This is a genomic window from Corynebacterium capitovis DSM 44611, assembly GCF_030440535.1.
GTDB lineage: Bacteria > Actinomycetota > Actinomycetes > Mycobacteriales > Mycobacteriaceae > Corynebacterium > Corynebacterium capitovis.
Genome location: NZ_CP047117.1, coordinates 246,137 through 271,974, shown reverse-complemented (window position 1 = coordinate 271,974; position 25,838 = coordinate 246,137). Strand labels below are relative to the sequence as shown.

Annotated in this window: 23 protein-coding genes; 7 read left to right on the top strand and 16 right to left on the bottom strand. The window is 63.0% G+C overall.

Going from position 1 to position 25,838, the window contains the following annotated elements; genetic code table 11:
• Nucleotides 1-13 precede the first annotated feature (13 nt).
• The 5 genes from rplB to rpsJ form a co-directional block, all read right to left on the bottom strand.
• Nucleotides 14-847 (bottom strand): 50S ribosomal protein L2, encoded by an 834-nt coding sequence (rplB, locus tag CAPI_RS01380; protein WP_018017480.1) that lies wholly within the window; start codon nt 845-847, stop codon nt 14-16.
• A 25-nt stretch (nt 848-872) separates the two neighbouring features.
• Nucleotides 873-1,178 carry a 50S ribosomal protein L23 gene (rplW, locus tag CAPI_RS01375; protein WP_018017479.1) on the bottom strand — a complete coding sequence of 102 codons (306 nt, stop codon included), beginning with the start codon at nt 1,176-1,178 and terminating at the stop codon, nt 873-875.
• Nucleotides 1,178-1,840 carry a 50S ribosomal protein L4 gene (gene rplD, locus CAPI_RS01370; protein ID WP_018017478.1) on the bottom strand — a complete coding sequence of 221 codons (663 nt, stop codon included), beginning with the start codon at nt 1,838-1,840 and terminating at the stop codon, nt 1,178-1,180. The genes rplW and rplD overlap by 1 nt, the downstream gene beginning before the upstream one ends.
• Entirely contained in the window at nt 1,837-2,493 is a 657-nt protein-coding gene (gene rplC / locus CAPI_RS01365; RefSeq protein ID WP_018017477.1) for a 50S ribosomal protein L3, read from the bottom strand. Before rplC ends, rplD begins: the two co-directional genes overlap by 4 nt.
• Nucleotides 2,494-2,560: 67 nt before the next feature.
• On the bottom strand, nt 2,561-2,866 hold the full coding sequence (gene rpsJ, locus CAPI_RS01360; protein ID WP_018017476.1) for a 30S ribosomal protein S10: 306 nt from the start codon (nt 2,864-2,866) through the stop codon (nt 2,561-2,563).
• A 505-nt stretch (nt 2,867-3,371) separates the two neighbouring features.
• Between rpsJ and CAPI_RS01355 the strand changes: the two genes are divergently transcribed.
• Genes CAPI_RS01355 through CAPI_RS01330 form a run of 6 tightly spaced genes read left to right on the top strand, consistent with a single transcriptional unit; the run spans nt 3,372 to nt 6,184 of the window.
• Nucleotides 3,372-3,872, top strand: a complete 501-nt coding sequence (locus tag CAPI_RS01355; protein ID WP_018017475.1) for an Asp23/Gls24 family envelope stress response protein — start codon at nt 3,372-3,374, stop codon at nt 3,870-3,872.
• Between the two features lie 2 nt (nt 3,873-3,874).
• Nucleotides 3,875-4,249 (top strand): hypothetical protein, encoded by a 375-nt coding sequence (locus CAPI_RS01350; protein ID WP_156806837.1) that lies wholly within the window; start codon nt 3,875-3,877, stop codon nt 4,247-4,249.
• A gap of 4 nt (nt 4,250-4,253) precedes the next feature.
• Nucleotides 4,254-4,454 (top strand): hypothetical protein, encoded by a 201-nt coding sequence (locus CAPI_RS01345; protein ID WP_018017473.1) that lies wholly within the window; start codon nt 4,254-4,256, stop codon nt 4,452-4,454.
• Nucleotides 4,454-5,038, top strand: a complete 585-nt coding sequence (locus tag CAPI_RS01340) for an Asp23/Gls24 family envelope stress response protein (protein WP_018017472.1) — start codon at nt 4,454-4,456, stop codon at nt 5,036-5,038. Before CAPI_RS01345 ends, CAPI_RS01340 begins: the two co-directional genes overlap by 1 nt.
• Nucleotides 5,019-5,591: a hypothetical protein gene (locus CAPI_RS01335; protein WP_018017471.1), complete on the top strand. Its 573-nt coding sequence runs from the start codon at nt 5,019-5,021 to the stop codon at nt 5,589-5,591. The genes CAPI_RS01340 and CAPI_RS01335 overlap by 20 nt, the downstream gene beginning before the upstream one ends.
• Nucleotides 5,588-6,184, top strand: coding sequence for a hypothetical protein (locus CAPI_RS01330; RefSeq protein WP_018017470.1), 597 nt, complete (start codon nt 5,588-5,590; stop codon nt 6,182-6,184). The genes CAPI_RS01335 and CAPI_RS01330 overlap by 4 nt, the downstream gene beginning before the upstream one ends.
• On the opposite strand, the gene CAPI_RS01325 is transcribed toward CAPI_RS01330, so the two are convergent.
• The 9 genes from CAPI_RS01325 to CAPI_RS01285 form a co-directional block, all read right to left on the bottom strand.
• A complete protein-coding gene (locus tag CAPI_RS01325; protein WP_018017469.1) occupies nt 6,171-6,866 on the bottom strand; it encodes a hypothetical protein in 696 nt (231 codons plus the stop codon). The genes CAPI_RS01330 and CAPI_RS01325 overlap by 14 nt on opposite strands.
• Before the next feature lie 79 nt (nt 6,867-6,945).
• Nucleotides 6,946-8,136, bottom strand: coding sequence for an elongation factor Tu (tuf, locus tag CAPI_RS01320; protein ID WP_018017468.1), 1,191 nt, complete (start codon nt 8,134-8,136; stop codon nt 6,946-6,948).
• A gap of 318 nt (nt 8,137-8,454) precedes the next feature.
• A complete protein-coding gene (fusA, locus tag CAPI_RS01315) occupies nt 8,455-10,575 on the bottom strand; it encodes an elongation factor G (protein ID WP_026157124.1) in 2,121 nt (706 codons plus the stop codon).
• A gap of 120 nt (nt 10,576-10,695) precedes the next feature.
• Complete coding sequence (gene rpsG, locus CAPI_RS01310; RefSeq protein WP_018017466.1) at nt 10,696-11,163, bottom strand: 30S ribosomal protein S7; 468 nt, start codon at nt 11,161-11,163, stop codon at nt 10,696-10,698.
• A gap of 6 nt (nt 11,164-11,169) precedes the next feature.
• Nucleotides 11,170-11,541 carry a 30S ribosomal protein S12 gene (gene rpsL, locus CAPI_RS01305; protein ID WP_018017465.1) on the bottom strand — a complete coding sequence of 124 codons (372 nt, stop codon included), beginning with the start codon at nt 11,539-11,541 and terminating at the stop codon, nt 11,170-11,172.
• Between the two features lie 611 nt (nt 11,542-12,152).
• A complete protein-coding gene (locus CAPI_RS01300; RefSeq protein ID WP_018017464.1) occupies nt 12,153-16,151 on the bottom strand; it encodes a DNA-directed RNA polymerase subunit beta' in 3,999 nt (1,332 codons plus the stop codon).
• Nucleotides 16,152-16,230: 79 nt separating this feature from the next.
• The gene (gene rpoB, locus CAPI_RS01295) at nt 16,231-19,728 is read right to left on the bottom strand and encodes a DNA-directed RNA polymerase subunit beta (protein WP_026157123.1); all 3,498 of its coding nucleotides are present in this window, start codon (nt 19,726-19,728) and stop codon (nt 16,231-16,233) included.
• A 351-nt stretch (nt 19,729-20,079) separates the two neighbouring features.
• Nucleotides 20,080-21,069: a cell envelope lipid trafficking protein PgfA gene (pgfA, locus tag CAPI_RS01290; protein ID WP_018017462.1), complete on the bottom strand. Its 990-nt coding sequence runs from the start codon at nt 21,067-21,069 to the stop codon at nt 20,080-20,082.
• Nucleotides 21,070-21,111: 42 nt separating this feature from the next.
• Nucleotides 21,112-22,608: a succinic semialdehyde dehydrogenase gene (locus tag CAPI_RS01285; protein WP_018017461.1), complete on the bottom strand. Its 1,497-nt coding sequence runs from the start codon at nt 22,606-22,608 to the stop codon at nt 21,112-21,114.
• Between the two features lie 75 nt (nt 22,609-22,683).
• On the opposite strand from CAPI_RS01285, the gene CAPI_RS01280 reads away from it, so the two are divergent.
• Nucleotides 22,684-23,475 (top strand): SDR family oxidoreductase, encoded by a 792-nt coding sequence (locus tag CAPI_RS01280; RefSeq protein ID WP_018017460.1) that lies wholly within the window; start codon nt 22,684-22,686, stop codon nt 23,473-23,475.
• A gap of 1,248 nt (nt 23,476-24,723) precedes the next feature.
• Here the strand turns inward: CAPI_RS01280 and rplL are convergent.
• Nucleotides 24,724-25,110: a 50S ribosomal protein L7/L12 gene (rplL, locus tag CAPI_RS01275; protein WP_018017458.1), complete on the bottom strand. Its 387-nt coding sequence runs from the start codon at nt 25,108-25,110 to the stop codon at nt 24,724-24,726.
• 64 nt (nt 25,111-25,174) lie between these two features.
• Entirely contained in the window at nt 25,175-25,696 is a 522-nt protein-coding gene (gene rplJ / locus CAPI_RS01270) for a 50S ribosomal protein L10 (RefSeq protein WP_018017457.1), read from the bottom strand.
• Nucleotides 25,697-25,838 lie beyond the last annotated feature (142 nt).

Below are 25,838 nucleotides of genomic sequence, written 5' to 3'. Positions count from 1 at the left end.
TGTTTACCTCCTCTTAGCGCTTCTTCGAGCGACGACGGCGCACGATCATGTTGTTCGAGTAACGGTTCGGGTTGCGGGTGCGGCCTTCCTTCTGGCCCCACGGCGACACCGGGTGGCGGCCACCCGAGGTCTTGCCCTCGCCACCACCGTGCGGGTGGTCGACGGGGTTCATCACAACACCACGAACCGTCGGGCGCCAGCCCTTCCAGCGCATGCGGCCTGCCTTGCCCCAGCGAATGTTGATCTGGTCGGCGTTTCCGACCTCACCAACGGTCGCGCGGCAACGGATGTCCACACGGCGGATCTCGGAGGACGGCATACGCAGCACGGCGTAGGAGCCTTCCTTACCCAGCAGCTGGATGGACGAGCCTGCAGAGCGAGCGAGCTTAGCTCCCGCACCCGGCTTCAGCTCCACAGCGTGGATAGTCGTACCGGTCGGGATGTTGCGCAGCGGAAGGTTGTTGCCAACCTTGATGTCCGCGTTCGCACCGGACTCAATGACGGTGCCCTGTTTCAGGCCCTTCGGAGCGATGATGTAGCGCTTCTCACCGTCATAGTAGTGGAGCAACGCGATGTTCGCGGTCCGGTTCGGGTCGTACTCAATGTGAGCAACCTTGGCCAGGACGCCGTCCTTGTCGGAGCGACGGAAGTCAATCACGCGGTAGCGGCGCTTGTGGCCGCCGCCGCGGTGGCGGGTAGTGATGTGGCCGTGAGTGTTGCGGCCACCCTTCTTCGGGAGCGGGCGCAGCAGGGACTTTTCCGGCGTGGAGCGGGTAAGCTCCTCGAACTCGGAGACAGAGCTGTTGCGGCGACCCGGGGTTGTCGGCTTGTACTTACGAATAGCCATAGTGTGTCCTTTTCTATCGAGTCACTTAGACGGCTGCGCCGCCGAAGATATCGATGGAGTCGCTGCCCTCGCGGAGAGTGACGTAGGCGCGCTTGGTGTCCTTGCGCTTGCCAACGCCGGTGCGGGAGCGCTTGCGCTTGCCCTCGCGGTTGGCGGTGTTCACCGAAGCGACGTCGACGCCGAAAATCTCTTCCACGGCGATCTTGATCTGGGTCTTGTTGGCAGAGGGGTTCACGAAGAACGTGTACGTGTTCTGCTCCATCAGCGCGTAGGTCTTCTCCGAGAGGACCGGAGCGATGATGACATCACGCGGGTTGACGATCTTGGCCATTACTTCTCCTCCTCCACCGCGGCCTGGGCTGCGGTGGCAGCGTTAACGAAGGTGTGCAGCGCCTCGACCGAGAAGACGACGTCGTCAGCGTTGAGCACGTCATACGTGTTCAACTGGGCCGGCTCAAGGATGTGGACGCCCGGCAGGTTCCGTGCGGACAGGCGGGAGTTGACATCCTCACGGCCGATCACCAGCAACACCGACTTGCGGTCGGTGAGGCGCTCGATGAACGCGCGCGCAGACTTGGTTGACGGAGTCTGACCCGGCACGAGCTCTTCCACGAGGTGGATACGCTCGTTGCGGGCCCGGTCAGTCAGGGCGCCCGCGAGGGCGGCCTTGATCATTTTCTTCGGGGTGCGCTGCGCGTAGGAACGCGGCTGCGGGCCGTGAACGGTTCCGCCGCCGGTGAAGTGCGGCGCACGGGTCGAACCCTGGCGGGCACGGCCGGTACCCTTTTGGCGGAACGGCTTGCGGCCGCCGCCGCGGACCATGCCACGGGTCTTCGTGGCGTGGGTGCCCTGACGTGCTGCAGCAAGCTGCGCGATGACAACCTGGTGCATCAGGGGGATGGAAGCTTCGCGGTCGAACAGCTCCGCGGGAAGCTCTACGGAACCGTTGGTCGTACCGTCTGCGGTGTGGACGTCAAGCGTCAGGTTCGTCATGCGTGAGCACCGCCCTTCACTGCGGTCTTGACGGTAACAACGCTGCCCTTGGGGCCGGGGATGGCGCCCTTGATGAGGATCAGGTTGTTGTCGCCGTCGATGCGTTGGATCTTCAGGTTCTGGGTAGTAACGCGGTTACCGCCCATGCGGCCAGCCATGCGGGTGCCCTTGAAAACGCGGCCCGGGGTCGCGCAGGCGCCGATGGAGCCGACGCGACGGTGGGACGCCTGGTTACCGTGGGCTGCGCCCTGGCCAGCGAAGCCGTGGCGCTTCATCGCGCCGGCGTAGCCGTGGCCCTTGGTGGTGCCAGCAACGTCGACGTAGGTGTCGCCGTCGAAGATTGTGGCGCTGATCTCCTGGCCGACCTCGTATGCGGAGGTGTCGGTCATGCGGATCTCGGCCACGTGGCGGCGCGGGTTCACGCCGGCCTTCTTGAAGTGGCCCGCCTGGGGCTTCTTGGTCTTTCGGGGGTCGATGTCGCCGTAAGCGATCTGGATGGCCGAGTAGCCATCGGTCTCGGGGGTACGGATCTGGGTGACCACGACAGGACCTGCTTCAACGACGGTAACCGGGATAACGCGGTTGTCCTCGTCGAAGATCTGGGTCATGCCGAGTTTCTTGCCCAGAATCCCCTTGATCTGGTTGTCAGACATGTTTTAGTTCTCCACTGCGTGAAAGGTCGGAAATCTCGTTGCTTCTCAGCAGCGTCGTTCGTGTCGTCTACTGGATGTTGACGTCGACGCTGGCCGGAAGGTCGATGCGCATGAGCGCGTCAACCGTCTTGGGGGTCGGGTCGAGAATGTCGATGAGGCGCTTGTGAGTGCGCATCTCGAAGTGCTCGCGAGAGTCCTTGTACTTGTGCGGAGAACGAATAACGGCGTACACGTTCTTATTGGTGGGCAACGGCACCGGCCCCACAACGCGGGCACCCGTGCGGGTGACCGTCTCGACGATCTTCTTCGCGGATGCGTCGATCGCCTCGTGGTCGTAGGCCTTGAGCCTGATGCGGATCTTCTGTCCCGCCACGCTTACCTCTTCCTCGCATCCCCACATTCATGCTGAAGCGGTGGGGTTCTAGCAACTGTTTTCTCTATAACGTTGTCCGGGCTCGGCCCTAGGCTCAACGCCAGTGTCGTTGATGACTGTCATGACACAACCGGAAGATGGGCGCACAGCATCAACTGCGTGCTACACCAGTGCTTCCACCCGTGCGGGGTGTCAGACTCGGAAGGGCGCGTGACCCTTGCGTACTGCCGCTGTTGATTTGCCATGGCCTTCCCCCGGTTCCCGGCGGACCGGGTACCTTCGGTGAAGGTGTCATGCTTGCCTGGCCATCGCGCGCAACCGCGCCATGTCTAGGCAACCGGTCTATTAAATCACGGCGGCTGCAGCATTGCAAGACGCTTGTCGACGCCACCGCGCCGCCCCCCTATTGTTTCAACTCTGTACCAGTGTGCTTGAAAATCGGCTCGGTATCTTTGGGCGTGTGTAAGGTTAGGCCGCATCGAACGGAGACCCCGGAAGGAAGCCCATGACCGACACAAATCCCGCCAGCGCCGCAGAAGCGTCGGGCGCTACCGTCACCCCACCCAGTAATGGGAACCTCGAGTCGGAATTCGGAATCACGGTTATCGACGACAACGTGGTGGGAAAAATCGCTGGCCTCGCCGCCCGCGAGGTATCCGGGGTGTACAACCTTGGCGGCGGCGCGGCTCGGGTGTGGGGCGCTGTGCGTGAGACGCTGACGTCCTCGACCGCTGTCCAGCAAGGCATTGGCGTTGCCGTCGATACCGGCCATGCCTCTGTGGCTGTGGCCATCATCGCGGAGTACGGCGTGGCCATTCACGAGCTCGCCCGGGCCATCCAGGAAAACGTCACGCAGGCGGTGACGCGCATGACCGGCTTGATCGTGGACCGTGTCGACGTCACTGTTCACGACGTCCACCTGCCGGGGCAGGACACCAACGGACGGGACGGTACCTCCGAGCAGGCAGCCCCCTCAGCTCCCGCAGCCAACGCGCCCACCCAGTAATCATGTCTACTGCTGTAGGAGCGTCTTTCGCCGTGACCCGGGACGTGGGCGAAGCCGCAGTGGCTGCCGCCCTTTCCACCCCCGGCGTGGCCGGTCTTCACGCGGGGCGGTTTGGCGAGGTCGCCCTTCTCCTTCCCGGCACCCGGATCCCCGGCCTGAGGTCGGTCGAGCGCGCCTCCCTCCGGGGTATCGAAGTGCACCTTGTCTATGATGTCGATTCCGGCCTCACTGTGTCTGCCGCTGCCAGCAACGCACGCGCCGCGGTAAGCGCCGCGACCGGCGCACCGTTTGTCGATGTCATCGTCGCCGATGCGGCACGAGCCCCGGCGCCCCGGCAATCCGGAGTAATCCCGAACAATCCCGAGAAAAGTGGTTAGAGCTATGAACGTCTTTTCCAACAAAATCGCGCTCGGCATTGGCGCCGGGGCCCTGCTCGCATTCTTCGTCACGTTCGGCGGCTGGGCCGGGCTGGTATGGCTACTCCTCTTCAGTGCGGTCGGCGGCGCTATCGGTGCCCACCTGGAGGGCAAGCTCGATATCGCAGAAATCCTCAGCACCACCTCCGGACGGGGCCGAAGCTGATGCCGTCTTCGTCGATCACCATCAGAGACCGCGCGATCAGTCGCCTTGCGGAGGCCGCCGCGCTGGCGGTCCCAGGTTGCGTCGGGATGGACGCCAAGCTCGCCGGCCTAGCGAGCAAGAGCCTCCCACGCGTCGAGGTGCAGGTTGATCGCGGTGCTGGCACGGTAAACGTGACGGCGGAGGTTGCCGTCGCTTACCCATCGCCCATCGCCGCCGTCGCTGATGCGGTGCGAGAGACGGTGAGCGCCCGCGTCGAGCAGTTCTCGGGGATGAAGGTAACGCGGGTCAACGTCACAGTGTCGAACGCGCAGGCGGGGCCCCGCGTCTCGCTGAGTGACCTCGCCGCACACTCCCCCCGCGCCGCCGTCTCCTCGCCTGCTGCCCCCGAGCCGCGGGCCCTCACGCCAGTGACAGTGATCCTTCCCAGGGAACCGAAAGGCGTGACCGCACCCCCACCTCGCCCAGTCATTCCCATCAATGTGCGCCAGGTGCCGGTCTCGCACCCCGTTGTGCCCCCGCCGCTGCCCCTCGCGCCGATCAGTATCATCCACGTGGTGAGGCCCCATGTCCACGCACTTACCTAGCGCCGCTCCCGGTGCCGAGCCGCGGGCGAACCCGCCTGCCCGCTACCTCGCGGTCTCCATCGGTCTTGTCTTCCTCGCGGTCGCTGCGGTCGCGGCCCGCGACCTGTGGTACCGGTTCGCCGCCAAGCACCCCTCGGATTCCTGGGTGGGGGCGGCGCTGTCGTGGCTGGCGGCCGGGGACGTATCTCCCGCCGTCGTGGCGGCCGGGGTGGTGCTGTCCTTAGCCGGTCTCTGGCTGATCGTCTCTGCATTCCGGCCTCGCGGCCGTACCCACGTGCGCGTTAATTCGGATGCGTCGATGTGGATGCGGCCGGTCGACATCGCGCGCAAAGCCACGTACGTGACGCGCGCCGACATCGGGGCGAACAAGATCAGCTCCCGCGCGGATCGCCGCACGTTGACCGTCCAGCTGGAGGACGACGCTTCGGGCGCGGGGCTGGCCTCCCGTGTCGAAGAACGGCTCAACCGGGAATTTACGCATCTGGCGCGGCCACCGCGGACGCGAGTCATCGTCACCGCTGCGCCCACGACCACGGAGGAGCGCCCACGATGACACGCCGACTTTCCATCATCGACCGCATTCTTGTCGCTCTTCTCGGCCTTCTTCTGCTTCTCGCTGGCCTCGTGCCCGTGTTTTACCGCTTCGACTTTCCTTACAACCCCGGGATCAGCGAGGCGCTTCGCGGGGCCGATCGGGCCCAGCTTGCCGACGTGAGCGCCCGCCCCTGGTTCCCTTACGCGCTCACGGCAGCATCGCTACTGTTCGCGGTTGCTGGTACGTGGGTGATCGTCGCGAACATCCGAAGCCGAGCCTTTAGCATGCGCAGCGTCGGTCAAGGCGAGACGGGACCCGAGGAAATACAGGTCAACGTGCAGCGGGTTGCCGACGCTGCCTGTGCCCACCTACAGCTATCGCCTGCTGTCGTGAAGGTTGCAAAGACGACCGCCTGGGAACGCTCCCGCCCGACCACGACCTTCACGGTGACCGCCGATCCCGACGTCGGCCTCGGTGAGATTGTTGCCCTATTAGAGGACGCGGACCGCGATTTCCGCGCCGCGTGCGCGGGTCTCGACATCGACGCCGTCTACAAGCTGCACTTCGACCGCCTGGACAGCGTGGGCGCCTCGACAACTACGCCTGAATAACGGTGACGTTGTCCACCTCTCCAAGCTCAAGCAGGCCCCGGCCGCCAACCGGAGTGACTGCCATCGCGGCACCTGGAGAGCAGCGATCGATGCGCTCCCACGCGACCGTGTGCAACTCGACGTCGCGCCGGTTCACACGCCAGACGCGCAGACGAGGGGCGACGAGCGCGCGGGAGCCGTCTGCGAACTCCACGAGCCAGCGGGCCTCCCCGATGTTCTGCGCCCGTATCCCACTGAGCGGTGGCACGGAGTGCGGGTCGAACTCCGACACAAGCGAACTAACTCCGAGGCGGTGCTCCACGCCAGCGACGTCCGTGATGACAAGAGGCCGGCCCGGGCCGGTGGGACGCAGCGCGCTGTACGCCCACGCAACCGGCTGACGCGTCGGCACGTGCGGATCGCGCACGACTACACGGTCTGGAGTCAGCGTGACCAGGTGGCGGGGCGCGAAAGTTGCGATGCTCAAGTGCCGGGTCGGCGGAGCGTCGACAAGCGAAGGGTGCTCTCGCTCCACCTGCTCGAGTGTGGCGAGGAAGTCCTCGTCCGACGAACCCCAACCCACTCCGCGGTTAGCGACGAGCCCGAGCAGCGCCGGGAGCGCGAGGTCGGGCTGGCCCTCCCATGCCCGCTGGAGGGCTGCAATGACGCGCGGGATGCGGGTCGGGTCGGTGGGTTCGCTCACGTCAGGCAAGTCTACGCACGCAAAACGCCACCCCTCCCGGCGGGGAGAAGCGGCGTTTATGACCGGGCTGGGCCGGTCATTAGTCGAGGATCTTGGTCACGCGACCAGCGCCGACGGTGCGGGAGCCCTCGCGGATAGCGAAGCGCAGGCCCTCGTCCATGGCGACCGGCTGGATGAGCTCGACGGACATGTCGACGTTGTCACCCGGCATAACCATCTCGGTGCCCTCCGGCAGCTTCACCACACCGGTCACGTCGGTGGTGCGGAAGTAGAACTGCGGACGGTAGTTGTCGAAGAACGGGGTGTGGCGGCCGCCCTCGTCCTTGGACAGGACGTAGACGGAGCCCTCGAACTTCTTGTGAGGGGTGTAGGCGCCCGGCTTGATGACAACCTGGCCACGCTCGACGTCCTCGCGCTTGATGCCGCGGAGAAGCAGAGCGGCGTTGTCGCCGGCCTCAGCGGTGTCTAGCAGCTTGTTGAACATCTCGATGGAGGTGACGGTGGTCTGCGTCGCCTTGTCCTTGATGCCGATGATCTCGACGTCCTCGTTGAGCTTCAGGACGCCGCGCTCGACACGACCGGTGACGACGGTACCGCGGCCGGAAATGGTGAAGATGTCCTCGATCGGCATGAGGAAGTCGCGGTCGGTCTCGCGGATCGGGTCCGGGATGGAGTTGTCGCAGGCTTCCATGAGCTCAACGATGGAGGCAACCCACTTCTCGTCGCCCTCGAGAGCCTTCAGAGCGGAGATGTGGACGATCGGGGCGTCCTCGTCGTAGTCCTGCTCGGCCAGAAGCTCGCGGACCTCCATTTCGACGAGCTCGATGATCTCCTCATCGTCGACCATGTCGCACTTGTTCAGCGCAACGAGGATGTAGGGGACACCGACCTGGCGAGCGAGCAGAACGTGCTCACGGGTCTGCGGCATCGGGCCGTCGGTGGCCGCGACAACGAGGATGGCGCCGTCCATCTGAGCAGCACCGGTGATCATGTTCTTGATGTAGTCGGCGTGGCCCGGGGCATCCACGTGAGCGTAGTGGCGCTTCGGCGTGTTGTACTCAACGTGGGAGATGTTGATGGTGATGCCGCGCTCGCGCTCCTCAGGAGCCTTGTCGATCGCGTCGAAGGCGAATGCGGTGTTCTCATCCGGGTAAGCGTCAGCGAGCACCTTGGTGATGGCAGCCGTCGTGGTGGTCTTGCCGTGGTCGACGTGACCGATGGTGCCAATGTTTACGTGCGGCTTTGTACGCTCAAACTTAGCCTTTGCCACTGTTTGTCCTCCTGGACTTCTGGTGGCTACGACCTTCGCAGCCACGTGGTTGACATTCTGCCCTGTCACGCGCCCATCAACGGGGCACACGACAATGGCCATTTCACAATGTGCCAGTTACACGATCCTAGATTCACACCGCGCGTTTTTCAAACCGCGGAATAGGGCCGCGAAGCGATCTACCTTGGGGAAACGGCCGGCTCAGGCCCATGCGCGCGGGCCTTCGCCCGTGACACCGTTGAGCCTCAGCCCGGCCGCTTCCCCGCCGATCACCCGGCCACGCTGGCACGCGCTGCCGGAAGGGGCGGGAGCGGCGGCTTACTTGCCGTTGCGCTCGTCGATGATCTCCTGCGCCACGGACGAGGGAACCTCACCGTAGGAGTCAAACACCATCGTGTAGTTCGCGCGCCCCTGGGTGCGGGAACGGAGGTCGCCCACGTACCCGAACATCTGGGACAGCGGAACGACGGCCTTGACGACCTTCGCGCCCGAGCGGTCATCCATAGAGTTGACCTGACCACGGCGGGAGTTGAGGTCACCGATGACGTCGCCCATGTACTCCTCCGGGGTGACGACCTCGACGGACATGAGCGGCTCCAGAAGGACCGGCTTTGCCTTAGCGACGGCCTCCTTCAGCGCCTGGGAACCAGCCAGCTTGAATGCCATTTCGGAGGAGTCAACTTCGTGGTAGGCGCCGTCTTCCAGCGTGGCCTTGATGTTTACCAGCGGGAATCCAGCCAGGTAGCCGTATTGCATGGCGTCCTGGATGCCGGCATCGACGGAGGGGATGTACTCCTTCGGCACGCGGCCACCGGTCACGGCGTTCTCGAACTTGTAGATAGCGGACTCGCCCTCTTCGAGCTCCTCCGCAACCGGGTTGTACGGCTCGATGGTGACGATGACCTTCGCGAACTGGCCCGATCCACCCGTCTGCTTCTTGTGGGTGTAATCGAGGTGCTCCACCTTCTTGCGGATGGTCTCGCGGTAGGCCACCTGCGGGGAACCGATGTTCGCCTCGACTTTGAACTCGCGCTTCATGCGGTCCACCAGGACGTCGAGGTGAAGCTCGCCCATCCCGCCGATGACGGTCTGGCCGGTTTCGTCGTCAAGCTTGACCGTGAAGGTCGGATCCTCTTCCGCGAGCTTCTGGATGGCTGTGCCCAGCTTCTCCTGGTCGGCCTTCGTCTTCGGCTCGATAGCCACCTGAATGACCGGATCCGGGAAGTCCATGGACTCGAGGATGATCGGGTGATCAGGGTTGCACAGCGTGTCACCCGTGGTGGTGTTCTTCAGGCCGATGAACGCGTAGATGTTGCCAGCGTCGGCGTGCTCGACCGGGTTCTCCTTGTTCGCGTGCATCTGGAAGAGCTTGCCCACGCGCTCCTTGTGCTGCTTGGTGGAGTTGAGCATCTGCTCGCCGGGGACGGCCTGACCAGAGTAAACGCGAACGTAGGTCAGCTTGCCGAAGAACGGGTGCACAGCGATCTTGAACGCGAGCGCCGAGAAGGGCTCCTCGACAGACGGCTTGCGCACGAGATCGTCCTCGCCGTTGAGGGTGGTGCCGTGGACTTCACCGATGTCGAGCGGGTTAGGCAGGTATTCGACGACGGCGTCAAGCAGGGGCTCGATGCCCTTGTTGCGGTAAGCGGTGCCGCAGAAGACCGGGTAGATCTCGGAAGCGACGGTGAGCTTGCGGATCGCGCCCTTGATTTCTTCGACGGTGAGTTCCTCGCCGCCGAAGTACTTCTCCATGAGCTCCTCGTCGGACTCGGCGACGGCGTCGAGCAGCTTCTCGCGGTACTCTTCCGCCTTCTCCTTGAGGTCCTCGGGGATCTCCTGGATCTGCGGCGGGGTGCCGGTCTCGACCTTCCCCGGCCACATCAGCGCCTTCATCTCGATCAGGTCGACAACGCCGTCGAAGTCATCTTCGGCACCGATCGGCAGCTGCATCACCAGCGGCTTGGCGCCGAGGCGGTCGATGATGGTCTGGACGGTGAAGTAGAAGTCCGCACCCAGCTTGTCCATCTTGTTGACGAAGCAAATGCGGGGCACGTCGTACTTTGCGGCCTGACGCCACACCTGCTCGGACTGGGGCTCGACGCCCTCCTTGCCGTCGAAGACTGCGACCGCGCCGTCGAGGACACGCAGGGAGCGCTCGACCTCGACGGTGAAGTCGACGTGGCCCGGGGTATCGATGATGTTGATCTGGTTGTTGTTCCAGAAGCAGGTCACCGCGGCAGAGGTGATGGTGATGCCGCGTTCCTTTTCCTGTTCCATCCAGTCAGTGGTCGCGCCACCATCGTGCGTCTCCCCCACCTTGCGGTTGATGCCGGTGTAGAAGAGGATACGCTCGGTCGTGGTCGTCTTACCGGCGTCGATGTGGGCCATGATGCCGATGTTGCGGACCTTGTTCAGGTCCTTAAGCACTTCTTGTGCCACGTTTGTTACCCCAACTTAAGAGTCGTCGACGCTGCAGGGCGTCCCAGCGAGCGTCTCTGGCGATTATTTTTTCTTTGTCGATTCTGCCACCAAATACGGCGGGCGGCAGGGGGCGAGTGACTACCAGCGGTAGTGAGCGAAGGCGCGGTTCGCCTCGGCCATCTTGTGGGTATCCTCGCGGCGCTTCACGGACGCACCCAGGCCGTTCGATGCGTCGAGGATCTCGTTGGCGAGGCGCTCGATCATCGTGTTCTCGCGACGCTGGCGGGTGAAGGTGACCATCCAGCGCAGCGCGAGGGTGTTGGAGCGACCGGGCTTAACCTCGACCGGCACCTGGTAGGTGGCGCCACCCACGCGGCGGGAGCGAACCTCGAGGTCGGGGCGGATGTTGCCCAGTGCCTTCTCCAGGGTGCCGACGGGATCAGTGCCGGTCTTCTCGCGGCAGATCTCGAGAGCGCCGTAGACGATGCGCTCGGCGGTGGACTTCTTGCCATCCAGGAGGATCTTGTTCACCAGCTGGGTGACAAGCTCGGAGCCGTAGACCGGATCCTTAACGACGGGGCGCTTTGGCGCTTGCTGCTTACGCATGAGTCTTTACTGTCCCTTCTTCGCGCCGTAACGGGAGCGAGCCTGCTTGCGGTCCTTGACACCCTGGGTATCGAGGGCACCACGGATGATCTTGTAGCGGACACCCGGAAGGTCCTTCACGCGGCCACCGCGCACGAGCACCATGGAGTGCTCCTGCAGGTTGTGGCCCTCGCCCGGGATGTAGGCGGAGACCTCGATGCCCGAGGTGAGGCGAACACGCGCGACCTTACGCAGCGCGGAGTTCGGCTTCTTCGGGGTGGTGGTGTACACGCGGGTGCACACGCCGCGGCGCTGCGGGGAGCCCTTCAGGGCCGCCGTGGCAACCTTCGTGCGCTTGTCGTGGCGGCCCTTGCGGACCAGCTGCTGAATAGTTGGCATTCAAGATCCTTCTTCATTGTGGCTTCGTACGTCCCTGGTCGCCGGAGTTACTCCGTGACAGGTATCGCAGCGACGTGGGAAGGTGCCCAAACACGCGAAAATGGGGGCTCTTTATCCGGGGCCCTGCCGTTTAAGCATGAAACACCTTCGCGTACGTCGCGAGGGATTCAACTTTCACCGCCCGCCCTGAGGCGATCGGGAAATCCTTTGGAACTATACCGGACTCCCGGGGGGCATCCAAATTCGACAACGGCTTTTACAGTGGTGCTTCGGTAATGCGCAGGGCCACAGCCGCCACCTCACTCCAGCGGAACGCAACAGGGCCCCGAGTTCTTCACCTGAGACATAGTCTGACATGTAACCGGAGCCGCCTTTCGAGCTTACGTAACTTGATCATGCTTGACCCCAAGACGGGAAGCCACTGCCCGCGAGCCATAGCCTTCCTTAAATAAATCGACTGCTCGCTCACGCGGAGCCTGACCGAGCTTACTGCGTGGATACATAGAAAACTCCCCACAATCCGGTTTCTGATTTCTCAGTCCGGATTATGGGGAGCAGTTCAAGGTGCCGGGGGCCCTGCAGTGCAGCAGACCTAGCTATTAGCCACGGATCTAGATCTGGTCGAATCCGTACTCGTCCAGCGGCACGGATGCGCCGGTGAACTCGCCGTATCCGTCGTCTCCGTAGATCGAGTCACCGAACGTCGGGATCGAGTAGGCCGCGGAGCGCGCTGCCTCGGTCGGCTTGACCTGGATGTTGCGGTAGCGCGAGATACCGGTACCGGCCGGAATCAACTTGCCGATGATCACGTTTTCCTTCAAGCCGATGAGCTTGTCGGAACGCTTGTTGATCGCAGCGTCCGTGAGCACACGCGTGGTCTCCTGGAAGGAGGCCGCGGACAGCCACGACTCGGTTGCCAGCGAGGCCTTGGTAATACCCATGATCTCGGAGCGCATCTCCGCCGGCTGGCCGTTGTCTGCCACGGTTGCAGCGTTAACCTGGCGGGCCTCAGCGAGGTCGACCAAGGTGCCCGGCAGGAACTCGGTCGTGCCCGAGTCGATGACAGTACCGCGGCGCAGCATCTGGCGGATGATGATCTCGATGTGCTTGTCGTGGATGGACACACCCTGGGTCCGGTACACGGCCTGGACCTCGTCGATGAGGTGCTTCTCCACGCCACGGCGGCCTAGCACCTCAAGGACATCGTGCGGATCGGCAGCGCCGCGCAGCAACCGCTCGCCCACCTCGACGTGGTCGCCCTCGCGCAGGGAACGCTCGATCATGGCATCCGGGTTGGACTCCATGGGGCGGCGCACCTGGGCCAGACCCTGACGCTTGGACAGCTTCTCGTAGACGACGACGTCAGAACCGTCGTCCGGGTGGATCGTGAGCGTCCAGAAGTTGCCCTCGTCCTCCAGCGTAACCGTACCGGCGACCGATGCGATCGGTGCGCGGTTCTTCGGCACGCGGGCCTCGAACAGCTCCTGCACGCGCGGCAGACCACCGGTGATGTCGCCGCCGACGCCGCCCTGGTGGAAGGTACGCATGGTCAGCTGGGTACCGGGCTCACCGATGGACTGCGCGGCGACGATGCCGACTGCCTCTCCGATATCGACGAGCTTGCCCGACGCCATCGACTTGCCGTAGCACTTCGCACACACGCCGGTCGGGGTCTGGCAGGTCAATACAGACCGCACCTTCACCTCGGCGACGCCTGCGGCAACGAGCTCGTCGATGCGCTCCTCAGACAGTTCCGATCCGGATTCGAGAACGACCTTGCCCTCGGCATTCGTTGCGTCCGCTGCGAGGACGCGACCGGAGACGGTGGTCTCCACGAGGTCGTCGCGCACCCACTTGTCCCCCACCTGGTGGGCGACGGGAACCTTGACACCCTGGCGGGTGCCGCAGTCTTCCTCGCGGACGATGACGTCCTGCGCGACGTCGACAAGGCGGCGCGTGAGGTAACCCGAGTCGGCGGTACGCAAAGCGGTATCCGCCAGGCCTTTACGGGAGCCGTGCGAGTTGTTGAAGTACTCCATCACGGACAGGCCCTCGCGGAAGGAGGTCTTGATCGGGCGGGTGATGTACTCACCACGCGAGTTCACGACCATGCCCTTCATGCCGGCCAGGGTCCAGATCTGGCGCATGTTGCCGGCCGCGCCGGACTTCACGATCATCGGGATCGGGTTGTCATCCGGGTAGAGATCCTCCACGGCCTGTCCCACCTTGTTCGTGGCGTCCTGCCACAGCTCAACGAGGCGGTCGTAGCGGTTCTCCTCGGTCAGAGCACCCTTCTCCCAGAACTTGCGCTCGATCTCCTCGGCTTCCTTCTCGTACTGCTCGAGGACCTCCTCCTTGTTCGGGAGGACCAAAACGTCAGACATGGAGATGGTCACGCCGGAGCGCGTGGCCCAGTAGAAACCGGCGTCCTTGAGCTTGTCCAGAGTCTGGGCGACCGTGATCATCGGATACTTCTCCACCATCGACTGGATGATGTCACCCAGCAGCACCTTGCCGGAGCCGCCGCCCTTGCGCACCATTGCGCCTTCCTGGTACGGGAAGTTAAACGGCAGCAGCTCGTTGAACATGATCCGGCCAAGTGATGTATCCGCCATCCAGGCCTGGCCCTTTTCCCAGCCGTCGGGGAACTGCTCTGCCTCGATGTCCACGGTCGGGCGGAGGTGGTCAATGCGCACCTTGATCGGCGCCTGCAGTCCGAGCACGCCGCGGTCGTAGGCCATGATGGCTTCGCGATAGGAGGAGTACACGCCTGTAGCCGGTCCGTTCTCGGTCGCCGGGGCGTACGCGCCCTCGCCACCGATTTCGGCTTCCGACTTCAGCATGGTCAGGAAGTACAGGCCCGTGACCATGTCCAGGCGCGGCATCGCCAGTGGCTTGCCGGAGGCCGGGGACAGGATATTGTTCGAGGACAGCATGAGAATGCGGGCCTCCGCCTGGGCCTCCGCGGAAAGCGGAAGGTGGACAGCCATCTGGTCGCCGTCGAAGTCAGCGTTGAAGGCCTCACACGCCAGCGGGTGCAGCTGGATGGCCTTACCTTCCACAAGCTTTGGCTCGAACGCCTGGATGCCCAGGCGGTGCAGCGTTGGCGCGCGGTTAAGCAGGACCGGGTGCTCCGAGATGGCCTCTTCGAGCACGTCCCACACCTCGGGGCGCTGGCGCTCCACCATGCGCTTCGCGCTCTTGATGTTCTGCGCGTAGTCGTTATCCACCAGGCGTTTCATCACAAACGGCTTGAACAGCTCGAGAGCCATGAGCTTGGGCAAACCGCACTCGTGCATCTTCAGCTGCGGGCCGACGATAATGACGGAACGTCCGGAGTAGTCCACGCGCTTGCCCAGCAGGTTCTGTCGGAAGCGGCCCTGCTTGCCCTTGAGCAGGTCAGAGAGGGACTTCAGCGGGCGGTTGCCCGGCCCGGTGACGGGGCGACCGCGGCGGCCGTTGTCAAACAGCGCGTCCACGGATTCCTGCAGCATGCGCTTCTCGTTGTTCACGATGATCTCGGGCGCACCGAGCTCGATCATGCGCTTGAGGCGGTTGTTGCGGTTGATCACGCGGCGGTACAAGTCGTTTAGGTCCGAGGTGGCGAAGCGGCCACCGTCAAGCTGAACCATCGGGCGCAGCTCCGGCGGGATCACCGGAATGGCGTCGAGGATCATGCCGGCCGGGTTGTTGCCCGAGCGCTGGAACGCGGCGACAACCTTGAGGCGCTTGAGCGCGCGGACCTTCTTTTGGCCCTTACCCTCGGCGATGATGGTGCGCAGCTCCTCGGCCTCGGCGTCGAGGTCGAAGTTGCGGGTCAGCGTCTGGATCGCCTCCGCACCCATGCCGCCGGTGAAGTAATCCTCGTAGCGGTCGACGAGCTCCTCGTACAGGTTCTCGTCGATAATCATCTGCTTCGGCGCGAGCTTGACGAAGGTCTGCCAGACCTCGTCGAGCCGCTCAACCTCACGCTCCGCGGCCTCGCGGATGTGGGTCATCTCCTTGTCAGCAGCCTGCTGCACCTTCTTGCGGGCGGAAGCGTTCGCGCCAGCAGCTTCGAGCTCGGCGAGGTCTTCTTCCAGCTTCTGCGCGCGCTCGGCGATCTCCGAGTTGGCGTCGGCTTCGACTTCCTTCTTCTCGAGGATCATCTCGGCCTCGAGAGTGGACATGTCGTTGTGGCGGGCCTCGTCGTCAACGCTGGTGATGATGTTGGCGGCGAAGTAGATGATGCGCTCAAGGTCCTTGGGCGCCAGGTCCAACAGGTAGCCCAGGCGGGAGGGCACACCCTTGAAGTACCAGATGTGCGTCACCGGAGCAGCGAGCTCGATGTGACCCATGCGCTCGCGGCGCACCTTGGACTTGGTCACCTCGACACCGCAGCGCTCACAGATGATGCCCTTGTAGCGCACGCGCTTGTACTTGCCGCAGGCGCACTCCCAGTCGCGGGTCGGGCCAAAAATGCGCTCGCAGAACAACCCGTCCTTTTCCGGCTTGAGCGTGCGGTAGTTAATGGTTTCGGGCTTCTTGACCTCACCGTGGGACCAACGGCGAATGTCGTCGGCGGTAGCCAGGCCAATGCGAAGCTCGTCGAAGAGGTTTACGTCAAACACGTAAATTCCCTTTCACCTCCCCCGGACGGGGAGGATCGAAGTTGATGGTGATCGTTGCGTTGCTTGGGTTCGAGCCTGCTTACGCCGTCTCCGCCGCGGATCCCTCGTCGCGCGAGAGGTTGATGCCCAGCGAAGAACCGGCCTGGTCATAGTCGTCCTCGTCGCCGGACAGCTCCATCGGCGCGCCGTCGGTGGACAGCACCTCAACGTTGAGGCACAGCGACTGCAGCTCCTTGAGCAAGACCTTGAAGGATTCCGGAATGCCCGGGTCCGGGATGTTGTCGCCCTTGACGATGGCCTCGTAAACCTTCACGCGACCCACCACATCGTCGGACTTGATGGTCAGGAGCTCCTGCAGGGTGTAGGCCGCGCCGTATGCCTGCATCGCCCACACCTCCATCTCACCGAAGCGCTGGCCACCGAATTGGGCCTTACCACCCAGCGGCTGCTGCGTAATCATCGAGTAGGGGCCGGTGGAGCGAGCGTGAATCTTCTCGTCCACGAGGTGGTGCAGCTTGAGCATGTACATGTAGCCCACCGAGACCGGGTACTTGAACGGTTCGCCGGAACGGCCGTCGAAAAGCATGGTCTTGCCGTTGGCATCGACCATGACGTCGCCATCGCGGTTCGGCTTCGAGTTCGCGAGCAGGCCAGCGATCTCCGCGTTCGTCGCGCCGTCGAACACCGGGGTGGCAGTCAGCGACTCCGGTGGCACGTCGTAGAGCTGCTCCGGAAGCGTTTCCAACAGCTCGGCGTTGGCCGGGTCGTCAGGGTTGACGGTCCAGCCGGCCTTGGCCAGCCACCCGAGGTGGACCTCGAGGACCTGGCCGATGTTCATACGGCGGGGAACACCGTGCGTGTTGAGGATGATGTCCACGGGGGTGCCGTCAGCCATAAACGGCATGTCCTCTTGGGGCAAGATCTTGCCGACGACACCCTTGTTACCGTGCCGGCCAGCCATCTTGTCACCGTCCTGGATCTTACGCTTCTGAGCGACGTAGACGCGGATCATCTCGTTGACACCCGGGCTCAGATCGTCGTCGTCCTCCCGCGAGAAGCGGCGTACAGCGATCACCTTGCCGGTCTCGCCGTGGGGCACCTTCAGGGAAGTGTCGCGGACCTCGCGGGCCTTCTCGCCGAAGATGGCACGAAGGAGTCGCTCCTCGGGAGTCAGCTCGGTCTCACCCTTCGGGGTGACCTTGCCCACCAAGATGTCGCCGTCGCGCACGTCCGCACCAATGCGGATGATACCGCGTTCGTCGAGATCCTTGAGCACATCCTCAGAGACGTTCGGGATCTCACGCGTGATCTCCTCGGCACCGAGCTTGGTGTCGCGGGCATCGATCTCGTGTTCCTCGATGTGCACCGAGGTGAGGATGTCTTCTTCCACAACACGCTGGTTGAGGATGATGGCGTCCTCGTAGTTGTGGCCTTCCCACGGCATGAACGCCACGAGGAGGTTGCGGCCGAGCGCCATCTCGCCGTTCTTGGTGCCGGGGCCGTCCGCGATGACCTGGCCGGCCTCGACACGGTCACCCTGGGCCACGATCGGCGACTGGTTGTAGCAGGTGCCCTGGTTGGTGCGCTCGAAGGTGCGCAGCATGTAGGTGTCCTGAATGCCTTCGTCATCCATGATGGTGATGAAGTCACCGGTGACGTTAGTCACGGCGCCAGCCTTGGCGGAGGTGACGACGTCACCAGCGTCATAGGCAGCGCGCTGCTCCATGCCCGTGGCGACGTACGGCGCCTCGGCGCGCAGGAGCGGCACGGCCTGCTTCTGCATGTTCGCACCCATCAGCGCACGGTTTGCGTCGTCGTGCTCCAAGAACGGGATCATGGCCGTTGCCACCGAAACCATCTGGCGCGGGGAGATGTCTAGGTAGTCGACACCGTGCGGGCCAACGACTCCGATGTCCCCGTCTTTGAGACGCACCTCAATGCGGTCTGCGGTCAGCGTGCCATCGGCGTCCATCGGGGTCGCCGCTTGCGCGATGGCGTAGCGGTCTTCTTCATCTGCGGTGAGATAGTCGATCTGGTCGGTCAGCTTACCGTCGACTACCTTCTGATACGGCGTCTCGATGAAACCGAAAGCGTTCACACGGGCGTAAGACGCCAGCGCGCCGATCAGGCCGATGTTCGGGCCTTCCGGGGTTTCAATCGGGCACATCCGGCCGTAGTGCGACGGGTGGACGTCGCGGACCTCGATGCCCGCGCGTTCGCGGGACAGGCCACCCGGGCCTAGGGCCGAGAGGCGGCGCTTGTGGGTCAAACCAGACAAGGAGTTGTTCTGGTCCATGAACTGGGACAGCTGCGAGGTACCGAAGAACTCGCGGATTGCCGCGGAGACCGGACGCACGTTGATCAGGGAGGTCGGGGTGATCGACTCCGCGTCCTGGGTGGTCATGCGCTCACGGACGACACGCTCCATGCGGGACAACCCGACGCGGACCTGGTTCTGGATGAGCTCGCCGACGGTGCGCAGGCGGCGGTTACCAAAGTGGTCGATGTCATCGGTGCTGATCGGCACTACAGTTCCGGTGGGAGACGTCATCTCGGCCTCACCGGCGTGGAGGCGCACGAGGTACTCGAGCGCGGTAGCGATGTCTTCCTCGGTCAACGTCATCAGACCGTCGTGGTCGCCGCCTAGGCCGAGCTTGCGGTTGACCTTGTAGCGGCCGACGCGAGCAAGGTCGTAGCGCTTCGCGCGGAAAAACGCGTTTTCGAGGAGCGACTGCGCGAGGTCACGGGTCGGCTGCTCACCCGGACGCTGCTTGCGGTAGATCTCCAGCAGCGCCTCGTCGGTGTTGGCGACGCCGTCGGACTCCAGCGTTGCCATCATGATCTCGGAGAAACCGAAGCGTTTCGTGATCTGCTCGGTGGTCCACCCCAGGGCCTTGAGAAGGACAGTCACCGGCTGGCGCCGCTTGCGGTCGATGCGCACACCGACGGTGTCGCGCTTGTCAACGTCGAATTCAAGCCACGCACCGCGCGACGGAATGACCTTCACGGAGTGCAGCGGGCGCTCCGTCGACTTGTCGATCGTCTCGTCGAAGTAGACGCCGGGCGAGCGGACGAGCTGGGACACGACGACACGCTCGGTGCCGTTGACAATGAACGTTCCCTTGTCCGTCATCAGCGGGAAGTCGCCGATGAAGACAGTCTGAGACTTGATCTCCTGGGTGTCGTTGTTGATGAACTCCGCCGTGACGTACAACGGCGCGGAGTAGTTAATGTCCTTGTCCTTGCATTCGTCGATGGTGTACTTCACATCTTCGAAGCGGGGCTCAGACAGGGACAGGCTCATGCTGCCCGAGTAATCCTGAATCGGGGAAAGCTCCTCGAGGATGTCTTCAAGGCCGCTGGTTACGCGAGCATCGTCGCCTCGTGCCGCTTGTTCACGTTCGCGCCATTCCGGCGTGCCGACGAGCCACGCGAACGATTCGAGCTGCACATCGAGCAGCCCGGGTACGGTGATCGGCTCCGAGATCTTCGCAAAGGAGTAACGTTGCGGAGCCCCGGGGATAGCGGCCATTGACATGGTCTGGTGGGAGACTGCCAAGTTGGGTCCTTCCAGCACCTCACGCGGAACCGGGAGCGACTGCACTGGCTTACAGTCGTCCGACATTTCCGCTGGTAATTTAGCATTCGGTCTGCTGTGGAAGACCCGCCCCTAGAATGCACAAAGTCACCTTGTCAAAACGGCGTGTCCGCCACGATGACAAGGTTCGCGGTGAATACTGGAGACGGCTTCCAGCGCAACGATTTAGCCTAGACGAAAACAGACGTCTTGTAAAGGCCACGCGAGTGTCTGCCCACCACCCCCGGACATAGGCGGGCCCGAACCCGGAACCCCTCATCGCCCCGCAAGCCGTCAGTCGGGGGCGATCCACACCGGGTTCCGATGAGCGAACTCTACCACCATGCACGCCTAATCGGGCAAACTCCCGGCGCGCCGGCGACGCGTAAGCACAGGCCAGAGGGCCAGAAGGCAGCCAATCAGTGTCATCAAAGCCCCCACCCCGATCACTCCGTACGTCAACGCACGCGACTGGCTCGCGGAGTACACCGACTTCAACTGCTTCACCATCCCCTCGGTCTGCTCAGACGACATCGTGCCGCTGTAGGAAATGATCTGCTCAAGCTTCGCCCCCTGGGCGTCACCGTAGTAGTCGTCGACATTTTCATTAATGCCCACAACTAGGCCCGAGACTTGATCGACCAGGAATTCGCGCTGGGCGGAGTGGAAACGGAACGAACGGATCTGGGTCTTTTCCCCCTCAGGATCCTCGGGGTCGACCGGTCGCTCAAGCGTCTTGGTGTTGCGCGTGTCTGCGTAGAGCCGCGCGACGTTTGTCGGCTGTACCGTCTGCTCAAAGCGGTAGACGGTGCGCCCGGCGATGTGCTCTTCCCCCGCAAACGTCGCGGGGGCCGTCGTGCGAAGGACGGGGTCGAAGATCTGGTACTCTTCCCTGCCCGTGTTGGACGGCAGTTTGAACCAGTGCATCGCGACGCCTTCAGTAGGTACCTCTGTCTCCGGCATTGTCATGACCGATTGAAGCTTGAGGGTCCCCTCCGGCTGGCCCGACCGACGGTCCATGGCGAAAGACCACGTCGACGCGGAGACGAGGTTGTCGAAGTCCTGCCCCGCCTCACCGGCCCGTAGCGTGTCACCGACGCGGATGCTCGCGGAGTCTGTGTCAGCCGGCTCCTGAATGTGCATGTGCAGCTGGTGCGTCACCGGAACCGTTTCCCCGTTGTAACTGCCCTCTGCGTCGCTGATTGTCCACGTTGTTTCGGTCAACCCGAGCGGCAACCGAGCGTCGCCAAGAAGGAGGCGCGGAGCGAGCACACCCGCGGAGAGGAGGGCGACGCCGAGGCCGGCCATAATGGCCGGGAAAAGACGAGAGAGGGAGGGCATGGTGGCCGATTGTATCGCAGTGCGATAGCCCAGTCCCTCACGTTAGCGCATGATATCCCGGCCGAGGCGCAGCGAGACGGCCAGTAGGTTTGCCCACGGTTTGCGGGGAAGGTTGTTGGTGATGAGGTTCATCACCCGCGTCTGAGTCACATTGCGCGACTCGGTGTATTTCGTCAGGCCGTAGTCGCCGTGGCGACGGCCCACGCCAGACTTCTTCCACCCGCCCATCGGCGCGTCAATGGCCGACCACGCAGGTGCGTAACCCTCGTTGATGTTGACCGTGCCCGTCTCCAGCTGGGATGCGATCTCCCTGCCCGTCTTCGGGCTCGCCCACACGGAGGAGTTCAATCCGTATGTGGTGTCGTTCGCGCGCGCGATCGCCTCGTCGTTGCTATCCACCACCTCGATGTAGACGACCGGCCCGAAGACCTCCTCGCGGAGGAGTTCTGCGTCGGCGGGGACGTCGCGAAGAACCGTAGGCGCGAAGAATGCGTCCCCGAGCTCGCGGAGCCGGCGGCCACCGGTGAGCACCGTGGCACCTTTATCTACCGCGTCGTTGACGAAGCGTTCGATCTCGCCGGTGTGCTCCACAGAGATCTGGGAACCCATGTCGATGTCCCAGTCGGGTCCCGTGCCAATCCGCATTGCCTTGACGCGGTTGACAAACGCCGGGATGAATTCGTCCGCCACGGCGCGGTGGACGTACATACGCTCAATAGAGATGCAGAGCTGGCCGGAGTTGCCAAAGCACGCTGACCAGGCGCCTTCGGCCGCGCGTTTCACGTTCGCGTCGTGCGCGACGATCATCGCGTTCTTTCCGCCCAGCTCCATCGAGTAGTCGATGAGCCGGCTGGCCGCTTGCTCGGCGAGCTTCTCCCCCGTCGAGGTTGAACCGGTGAACATGAGGTAGTCGCACTCCTCGATGATCGCCTGGCCCACCTCTGAGCCGCGCCCGGGTAAGACCTGGAACACATCCGCCGGCAGACCCGCCTCACGGAGCAGCTCAACCCCGGCGAGCGCGGACAACGGCGTCTGGGAATCCGGCTTGAGTACCACGGTGTTGCCGGCCATAATCGCGGCCAGCGCGTCGGAAATGGACAGGGACAGCGGGTAGTTAAACGGCGCGATCATGCCCACAACGCCTTTGGGCGCGTGTTCCTCCCAAGTGCTCGTCAGCAGCGGCATCACGGCGCGCCGCCGATGTGGTTTGAGCATTTTTTTCGCCTTATAACCGTAGTGGCGAGCGGTCAACGCCACATCGAGAACTTCCTCGAGGGCCGAGATCCGAGACTTGCCGTTTTCTTTTTGGATCGTATCCATGAGCATGTCGCGGTTATCCAGCGCCAAGTTGTGAAACGTGAGCATGATTTTGCGACGCTGCCGGAAGCTCGTCCGCGCCCACCGAAGTTGGGCGCGCCGAGCTATCTCGAAGGCCTCGCGGGTGTCATCCTTGGTATGGGCCGGGACGGTCGCCACGACCTCACCCGTGGCTGGGTTCACGATGTCGGTCATTGTGCGCTGGGCGGTGGCGTGAGTCATAGGTTTTACTCCTTCACGGGACAGTTTCTTTCGCAATGCTACACATATGACCCATATTCCACCTATTGTTTCACTATGACCAATTCACTCGACACAAACAAAGCGATCTTTATCACAGGTGGGGCTTCTGGCATCGGTAAGGCAACCGCTCACCGGATGTTGAAGCGCGGATGGACGGTGGGCAGCTACGACGTCGTGCCCACCGAATGGGGTGACGACGCGCGGTCGTACCCCGGCACGCTTATCACCGGCAAGCTGGACGTCCGCAACTGGGACGAATGGGAGGCTGCACTAGCCGATTTCACCTCCCACACCGGCGGCCGCCTCGATGCCTTCTTCAACAACGCGGGCGTGATTATCGACGGCCCCATCTCCGAGCAGGATCCCGAGCGCATCCAGTGGATCCTGGACATCAACTGCGTCGGTATCGTGTACGGGGCCAAAGCGTGCTACCCCTACCTCAAGCGCACCAAGGGTTCTGTCATGGTGTCAATGTGCTCTGCCTCGGCGATTTTCGGTCAGCCGGAAATCGCGACGTATTCCGCGTCGAAGTTCTTTGTCAAGGGGTTCACCGAAGCCATGAGCCTTGAATGGGCTAAGGACAAGATCCGAGTCCACGACCTCATGCCGCTGTGGGCAAAGACCAAGATCGCCGAGGTCAACGCCCGCTCCGTGCGTACCCTTGGCGTGAAACTGGAGCCCGGTGATGTCGCCGACGTGGCGGAAAAGGTCTTCGCTGAGCCGTCCTTCTTCCAGAAACTGCGCCTGCACCACGGGGTGAGCACACCCGACAAGGCGCTCAAGACCCTTTCCGACTTCGCGCCGGACATCCTTCGCCGCGCCGCGACGAAGGTCCTCGTGGGGTAGGTTGTGTGGCCTAGGCGCGGCTCTTTGCTCTGTACCGGAACGACTCCTCGTCAGAAACACTCGTCGAGGAGTCGTTCTGGTGGAAGTAACCCGCCTTGCCTCCACCCCGTCGACGTTGCCACGTCCGTATCTTGGCAGCTGTTGTCCATATTTCATGAATTTCCCGCAGTAATAGCACATCCCAAGACAATTGAAACCCGTCCTTCGCGGGCACATTCAGTACAGCTCCGCTGCGGTTCTTCGGAAGCGCACGATAGGTCTCGTCACGGGCTTTCGCAACCACCACCCCGTGGTATGCTTGGAAGGGGGTCACATTGCTATCCAGTGTCCTACCTCAAGGAGGTGCTGCGCTCTGACGCAGAAAGCATCTGGTTTTTCAAGGACGTTCGGGCTTGATGGTCCAGAACCGGGTTCTGTGCCTTGGTGGGGTCACGCACCTTCAAGGCAGAGGGTGCTGGCCCTGGCGACCGCACTACTACTAGGAATTGGGGCTTATTTTCTTTTCAGATGGCTCCTTGACAGCCAAGTCGCGTCTAACCTCTTGGTGGCCGCTATCATCGCCACACTAACGGCCCTCAACGTCATTCAGGCTTGGGAAAGGTCGACAGTCCAAGAAGGACACTCATAATCGCAAAAACTACCGGCTTCCAATGGTCATCTTGACCGCGAACTGGGCAACCGCCAATTCCACGCGTGTGCGTCAGGTGAGCTTGAAGCACCTGCTGCGCTGCCCGTCGGAGTTTCTCTTGGGGCCGGTATTACGCAACCCCTCACCGACGATCTTAGATCCGCACTCGAGAACCTTTGATGTTCCGGCATCGGCAATCGGTATTCGACATCTGGATACCAACGAGTCGGTATTCGTCGACAGTGCGGGCAGCAATGTGGGATCGCTATCACAGCAGCATAACGCGCGAACTCAGACGCAGCCTTCCGTGAGTGTCTACGGGCTAGTCCCAGAAGAAGCCAAGCGGATTATCGGGGCATGCCTCGGATGTGCTTGGGAAGGGGGTCCACTTACTGAGGGCCGTTTTCCGAGAAGTTTTCGAGGTGAAGACCGCGATCAAATTTATCATTCGGCGCATTGGTTTGGGTGCCGCTATTGGCCGTGTGGGTGGAATCATCTGGGAGTACATCTAACCAACTCAGGTTCCTCCGCATCCGACCAACTCCCCGTTGGAACGCACAAGGCTCCCCACCCTAACCCGGGCGGGGAGCCTTCTATGTGGCGCGAAAGGCGGGGCGAGATTACTTGAGGGTGACCTTCGCGCCGGCCTCTTCGAGCTTGGTCTTGGCAGCCTCGGCATCGTCCTTGTTCGCGCCTTCGAGGATCGCCTTGGGGGCGCCCTCGACGAGCTCCTTGGCATCCTTCAGGCCCAGGCCCGGGATGATCTCGCGGACAGCCTTGATCACGCCGATCTTCTTGTCGCCGGCAGCCTCGAGAACGACGTCGAACTCGTCCTTCTCCTCCTCGGCAGCGGCCTCAGCGGCGGGGGCGCCAGCAGCGGCAACAGCGACCGGAGCAGCGGCGGTGACGTCGAAGACCTCTTCGAACTCCTTCAGGAACTCGGAGAGCTCGATGAGGGTCATGTCCTTGAACTGCTCGATGAGCTCGTCCTTGGAGAGCTTAGCCATGGTGGCTTCCTTTCTTTAGCGGGCCAGCGTTGTGGCCACGATGTGTGATTGTGAATGCACGCTGTTAAGCGGCTTCGCCCTGCTTGTCCTGCAATGCAGCGACAAGGCGAGCGGTCTTGGATGCAGGGGCCTGGAACAGGCCGGCAGCCTTGGCCAAGGAGCCCTGGAAAGCGCCAGCGATCTTTGCGAGGGTGGTCTCGCGGTTGTCCATCTCAGCGATGGCGTCAACCTGAGCGGCGGTGAGGGCGTTGCCGTCCATGTAGCCGCCCTTGATCACGAATGCGTCGTGGTCCTTGCCGAACTTCTTCATGACCTTGGCGGCGTCAACAGCCTCGCCCTTGATGAAGGCGACGGCTGTCGGGCCGGTCAGAAGCTCGTCAAGACCCTCGACGCCCTGCTCGTTGGCAGCGATCTTGACCAGGGTGTTCTTGGCGACGTGGTATTCGACATCGAAGCCGAGTTCACCGCGCAGCTGCTGCAGCTGAGCCACGGTCAGGCCGCGGTACTCGGTGAGGACGATAGAGCTCGCCTCCTGGAACTTGCCACGTAGAGCGACCAATTCCTCAGCATTCTTCGGGTTTGCCATTACACACGCCTCCTTCCAATTACGTCATGTCCTTACAATCCGCCGAGGCACGAAAAATGCCCCGTGCAGAAGCACGAGGCAGTTGTTTGCCACGTTTCTCCTGCGTGGGCCGTCCCCTGGGAGGGGGAACCTTCAGCTCGTT